Here is a 5,384-nt window from a genome sequence, read left to right as displayed (position 1 = left end):
AAGTGGGGATGTTTTTATCTACGGGTGGCAATGTATTCGGAAAGTGGTGGCGGTGTTTCCCTTAATGAAAGAGTCGTATGTCGGGTGTTTAAATTTTCCCTAAAAAATTTCATCTTCTCAACGAAAAACCATACTTTTACGTTAAGTTCCATATAAAACCGGAAATAGATGACTCATAAATGCGAATTACCTATGACAAAGATTGCAAAGAACTTGACCCAACTCATTGGGCACACCCCCTTGCTGGAACTGTCTGGCTACAGCCGCAAGTACGGACTGAAGAATAATATAGTCGCCAAAGTAGAATCGTTCAATCCGGCGGGGAGCGTGAAGGACCGTGTGGCGTTTGCCATGATTGAGGATGCTGAGGCGCGTGGTGTGTTGACACCCGGTGCCACAATTGTGGAGCCTACCAGTGGGAATACCGGGGTGGGGCTGGCGATGGTCTCTACCATCAAAGGGTATCACCTGATACTGACGATGCCCGAGACCATGAGTCTGGAACGCCGTAACCTGCTGAAAGCTTTGGGCGCGGAAATTGTGCTGACCGAAGGGGCGACGGGCATGGCGGGAGCCATCGCCAAAGCGAAGGAGCTGCTGGACGCGATACCGGGTTCTGTCATGTTGCAGCAGTTTGAAAATCGGGCGAATGCCGAGGCGCACGAACTCACTACGGGCGAGGAGATATGGGCGGACACGGCGGGGAGAGTCGATGTCTTTGTGGCGGGAGTAGGTACGGGCGGCACGGTCAGCGGGGTGGCGCGTGCCTTGAAGAAGCATAACCCGAAGGTCTATGTGGTGGCTGTGGAGCCGGCGTCCTCTCCGGTGCTGGAAGGGGGAAAGGCTGGACCGCACCGCATACAGGGCATCGGTGCCAACTTTGTGCCTCCCATCTATGATGCTTCTGTGGTGGACGAGGTGATACCCGTTCCCGACCGGGAGGCGATTCGCGGAGGACGTGATTTGGCTGCTACGGAAGGCTTGCTGGTGGGCATCTCGTCCGGTGCGGCAACGTATGCGGCACGGCTACTGGCAGAACGGCCGGAGTTTGCGGACAAGATGATTGTCGCCCTGCTGCCCGATACGGGCGAACGCTATCTGTCAACGGAATTGTTCGCTTTCGATACTTATCCTTTGGAATGATATAATCACATTGTTATGAAAAGACTTATTCTCTCTTTTTTCGCATGGAGCACGATGGTGGCTTCCGCATTTTCCCAAACCTATCAGGAGCTGAGCGAACGGGCGTTTGCCGCTACAGAGCAGGATAGCTTGGAGCTGGCCAAACAATACATTGCGCAAGCGATGAAAGCAGATCCCGCCAATCCGCACAACGCGTTGCTGTTCTCCAATCTGGGGACGATACAGCGGCGCCAGCACCAATACGACCAGGCGCTTGAATCGTACACGATGGCGTTGAACATTGCTCCGCGTGCCGTGCCTGTTCTGATGAATCGGGCCACCCTTTATCTTGAGTTGGGAAAAGAGGAGCTGGCGAAGATGGATTATTCGCTGGTGTTGGATTTGGAGAAGGATCATTCGGAAGCTTTGCTGATGCGTGCCTATATCTATATGAGCCAACGCAACTACAAGTTTGCGAGGGCGGATTATGAACACCTGCTGAAGCTTGTCCCGCAAAGCTATAGCGGTCGTTTGGGACTTGCCACGCTGGAACAGAAAGAGAAAAACACCGATGCCGCGCTTGCGATATTGAATGCGATGCTTGCCGGACAAGAAGAGCCAGACGGATTGACGGCTTCGCAACGTGCTGTGCTCTATGTGGCGCGTGCAGGCGTAGAGCAGGAGATGAATCAAGCGGATCTGGCCGTGTTGGATTTGGAAGAAGCCATCAGGCAGGACCCTTCACAAGCGGAAGCCTACTTGATGCGGGGACAGATTTACCTCTCACAAAAGAAGAAGGGGCTGGCAAAACGCGATTTTGAGAAGGCGGCGGCATTGGGAGTGCCGCGAGTGGAGGTGAGGGAGCTGCTGCAGCAATGCAAGTGATTTTGGGAAAGGAGTTGTCGGCCTTTAACTCCCGATAACTCCCCCTAATCATACCTCCTAATCACTTCCACAAATTCCTTTCCATATTTCTTCTTCTTATATTCACTGATGCCGCTGATGCTTCCGAACTCTTCAATGGTTGTGGGACGGGAAGTGCTGAGCAGATGCAGCACTTTGTCGGACAGCACGATGTAGGGGGGCAACGCTTCCTGGTCGGCAAGTCGTTTGCGGAGGGCGCGTAGGGCTTCGAAAAGGTCTTCGTCTTCCGTATTGGGCAGGTCTAAGGGGAGCTCTTTGACGGAGATGGATGCTTTCCGCTTGCGCCTGTGGATGGTGGATGCGGACTCGTCGCGCCAGATGGTGACGAGCTGTGCTTTGGCTCTGCCGAAGAGCACATCCATGCCGGTAGGGGTGATTTTCAGGTGGCTGTTTTCGTTGTAGGCTATCTCGAAATAGCCCAATTGAAGCATCTGTAGCAGATAGTCCTGCCAGTCGCGGGCAGGTACTTCGCGACCTACACCGAATGTCTTCAACTGCTGATAGCCCTTTTCCATGACCTCGTGGCTCATGTTTCCACGCAGGATGTCCACCAGCATGCCGGTTCCTATCTGTTGTTCGGTACGCACGATGGCACTGAGCGCCTTTTGTACGATGATGGTGCCATCGAAACGTTCGGGGGGATTCTTGCACACGTCGCAATTGCCGCAATCGTGGGTGGTACTTTCGCCGAAATAGCTCAACAGGATGCGGCGGCGGCAGATGTCGGCTTCGGCATATTGCTGCATGCGTTGCAGTTTTTCTAAGTTGATGCTTTGCTGTCCGCTCTCTGTGGCGAACTTGGTAAGCAGGATGAGGTCGGCAAGCGAATAGAACAGAAGTGTGTCGCTTGGCAGGCCGTCACGCCCGGCCCGCCCTATTTCCTGATAGAAACTTTCGATGCTTTTGGGCAGGTTGTAGTGAATGACCCACCGTACATTGCTTTTGTCAATGCCCATTCCGAAAGCGATGGTGGCGCATACCACCTGCACACGGTCGTTGATGAAATCATCCTGCGCTTCGTCCCGTTGTGCCGGAGATAGTCCGGCGTGGTAGATGGCTGCCCGGACACCGTGCTTTTGGAGCATGTGTGCTACCGACTCCGTTTTATTGCGGCTCATGCAGTAGATGATGCCGCTCTCTCCGGAGTGTCGTTCGATGAAGTCAAGAATCGCCTTGCTCTTTTCTTGCTGTTGGTAGCCTCTCTTTACGCTGAGGTTCAGGTTAGGACGGTTGAAGGATGAGAGAAAGATGCGGGGATGGTCGAGGTGCAGTTGCTTGACGATGTCCTCGCGGGTCAGTTTGTCGGCTGTGGCGGTCAGGGCAATGATGGGCACCTGCGGAAACTGTTGGTGGAGGATGCCCATTTGGGTGTATTCCGGTCGGAAGTCGTGTCCCCACTGCGAGATGCAGTGCGCTTCGTCAATGGCGAAGAGCGAGATGTGTATATCCCGCAACAGGTAGTTGGCTTCTGCCAGCAATTTTTCAGGAGATATATAGAGCAGTTTTAGCTTTCCTTCCATGCATGCGCGTTTCAATGCGGCGTTTTCGGTTTCGCTGTTGTTGCTGTTCAGTGCACCGGCGGCAATGCCGTTGGCACAAAGTGTTTCCACCTGGTCCTTCATCAGCGAGATGAGCGGGGAAACCACGATGGCGGTGCCTTTGCTCAACAGGGCAGGCAGTTGGTAGCAGATGGACTTTCCGCCTCCGGTGGGCATCAGTACCAATGCGTCTTTGTGGGCCAGCAGGTGGCGGATGACTTCTTCTTGCAAGGGACGGAAACTGTCGTAGCCGAAATGGTTTTTTAGCGTTTGTAACATATCGTTTTTTTAATGTATAATCTTGCGCCTGCAAAGGTACATTATTTATTGTAGAAAGTACAAAAAGAAAAAAAGCAGGCGTTTTATTGAGTATTAATTTAAAAAATATACACGAAAAGTTGCGTATTTAGAAAAAATGTGTGACTTTTGTAAAGCCGAAAGGGTTGACCTTTTGAGCCTTCCTATTAAAAACAACCCTAACCAGTTAATTGAATGAGTGAATTAGAAAACAAAGTAGAGGAAAAGGAAACGAAGAAACGTCCTTACAATCTGCGTGAAAAAAAAGAAAAAGATGCTGCCTATCGTTCTTTGATAAGACCAGAACTGGCAGATGAGTTGTATGACAAAATTTTGAATATCATTGTTGTACAGAAGAAGTATCGGGATGCTGATTATTCCGCAAAAGATTTGGCAAAAGAATTGCAAACCAATACGCGCTATTTGTCTGCAGTGGTAAATTCACGTTTTGGAATGAATTATTCCTGTCTGTTGAATGAGTATAGAGTGAAAGAGGCGCAGCATTTGCTGACCGATAAAAGATATACCGATAAGAATGTGGAGGAGATTAGTACAATGGTGGGTTTTGCGAACCGCCAGTCCTTTTATGCGGCCTTTTATAAGAATGTAGGGGAGACCCCTAATAGTTATCGTAAGAGGCATGCGGAAAAAGATAAGAAAAAATAATTAGTAAATATAAAATAAATGAAAAAAGGAAATATCCCGGGACGTTTGTTTTGGGATACTTCCTTTTCTTTTTTTGATTGGACAGTGGAAAAATTTGCAGATTTACAGATCTTACGCTACCGCGTGCCGGGCTTTGAGGAGTTGTCACTCCGACAGAAAGAGTTAATCTATTACTTGACGGAAGCCGCTTTGCAAGGGAGGGACATCCTTTTCGACCAAAACGGAAAATACAATCTGACCATTCGTCGGATGTTGGAGGCTGTCTATATGGGCTACCAGGGAGACAGGAATGTCGCAGACTTCAAGGCTATGGAGGTTTATCTGAAACGGGTATGGTTCTCCAATGGCATCCATCATCATTATGGTTGTGAAAAGTTTGTTCCGGGCTTTACCGCCGATTTCTTGAAACAGGCCCTGCTGAGTGTGGATGCTGCTACATTGCCGCTTGCCGAAGGACAGACGGTGGAGCAATTGTGCGACGAGGTCTTTCCGGTCGTATTCGATGCGGTGGTGCTGCCGAAGCGCGTGAATCAGGCTGCCGGTGAAGACCTGGTGCTGACCTCCGCCTGCAACTATTACGATGGGGTGACGCAGAACGAAGCGGAAGATTTCTATAACGCCCTGAAGAATCCGAAAGATGAAACGCCGGTTTCCTACGGCCTGAACAGCCGGTTGGTAAAAGAGGAGGGTGAGATACGGGAGAAAGTCTGGAAGGTGGGCGGCTTGTATGGGGCGGCGTTGGAGAAGATTGTCTATTGGCTGAAGAAGGCGGAAACGGTTTCCGATACTCCCGAACAGAAGGCCGTGATAGCCAAACTGGTGGAGTTTTATGTAACA

At 50.7% G+C, this 5,384-nt stretch carries 4 protein-coding genes and 1 pseudogene; 4 read left to right on the top strand and 1 reads right to left on the bottom strand.

Translation table 11 applies throughout. The features are described 5' to 3' along the window. Positions 1 to 192: 192 nt before the first annotated feature. Together cysK and K2G43_RS10320 are read left to right on the top strand one after the other, a co-directional pair. Entirely contained in the window at positions 193 to 1,143 is a 951-nt protein-coding gene (gene cysK / locus K2G43_RS10325; RefSeq protein WP_297645069.1) for a cysteine synthase A, read from the top strand. 15 nt (positions 1,144 to 1,158) lie between these two features. Then, a complete protein-coding gene (locus K2G43_RS10320) occupies positions 1,159 to 2,007 on the top strand; it encodes a tetratricopeptide repeat protein (protein ID WP_300154880.1) in 849 nt (282 codons plus the stop codon). A 44-nt stretch (positions 2,008 to 2,051) separates the two neighbouring features. Here the strand turns inward: K2G43_RS10320 and recQ are convergent, their stop codons facing one another. Continuing rightward, positions 2,052 to 3,863: a DNA helicase RecQ gene (gene recQ / locus K2G43_RS10315; RefSeq protein ID WP_300154877.1), complete on the bottom strand. Its 1,812-nt coding sequence runs from the start codon at positions 3,861 to 3,863 to the stop codon at positions 2,052 to 2,054. A gap of 213 nt (positions 3,864 to 4,076) precedes the next feature. On the opposite strand from recQ, the gene K2G43_RS10310 reads away from it, so the two are divergent. Together K2G43_RS10310 and K2G43_RS10305 are read left to right on the top strand one after the other, a co-directional pair. After that, entirely contained in the window at positions 4,077 to 4,547 is a 471-nt protein-coding gene (locus K2G43_RS10310; protein WP_300154874.1) for a helix-turn-helix domain-containing protein, read from the top strand. Between the two features lie 72 nt (positions 4,548 to 4,619). Beyond that, positions 4,620 to 5,384: pseudogene (locus K2G43_RS10305) on the top strand (dihydrofolate reductase); the annotation flags it as partial.

The sequence above is a fragment of the Bacteroides sp. genome, assembly GCF_029057325.1.
GTDB lineage: Bacteria > Bacteroidota > Bacteroidia > Bacteroidales > Bacteroidaceae > Bacteroides.
This window is presented reverse-complemented; position numbering and strand designations above follow the sequence as displayed.

Bases quoted from the DNA above. Each gene is read 5' to 3' on its own strand.
- K2G43_RS10320 (WP_300154880.1), top strand. From the start codon at position 1,159: ATGAAAAGACTTATTCTCTCTTTTTTCGCATGGAGCACGATGGTGGCT.
- cysK (WP_297645069.1), top strand. From the start codon at position 193: ATGACAAAGATTGCAAAGAACTTGACCCAACTCATTGGGCACACCCCC.
- K2G43_RS10310 (WP_300154874.1), top strand. From the start codon at position 4,077: ATGAGTGAATTAGAAAACAAAGTAGAGGAAAAGGAAACGAAGAAACGT.
- recQ (WP_300154877.1), bottom strand. From the start codon at position 3,863: ATGTTACAAACGCTAAAAAACCATTTCGGCTACGACAGTTTCCGTCCC.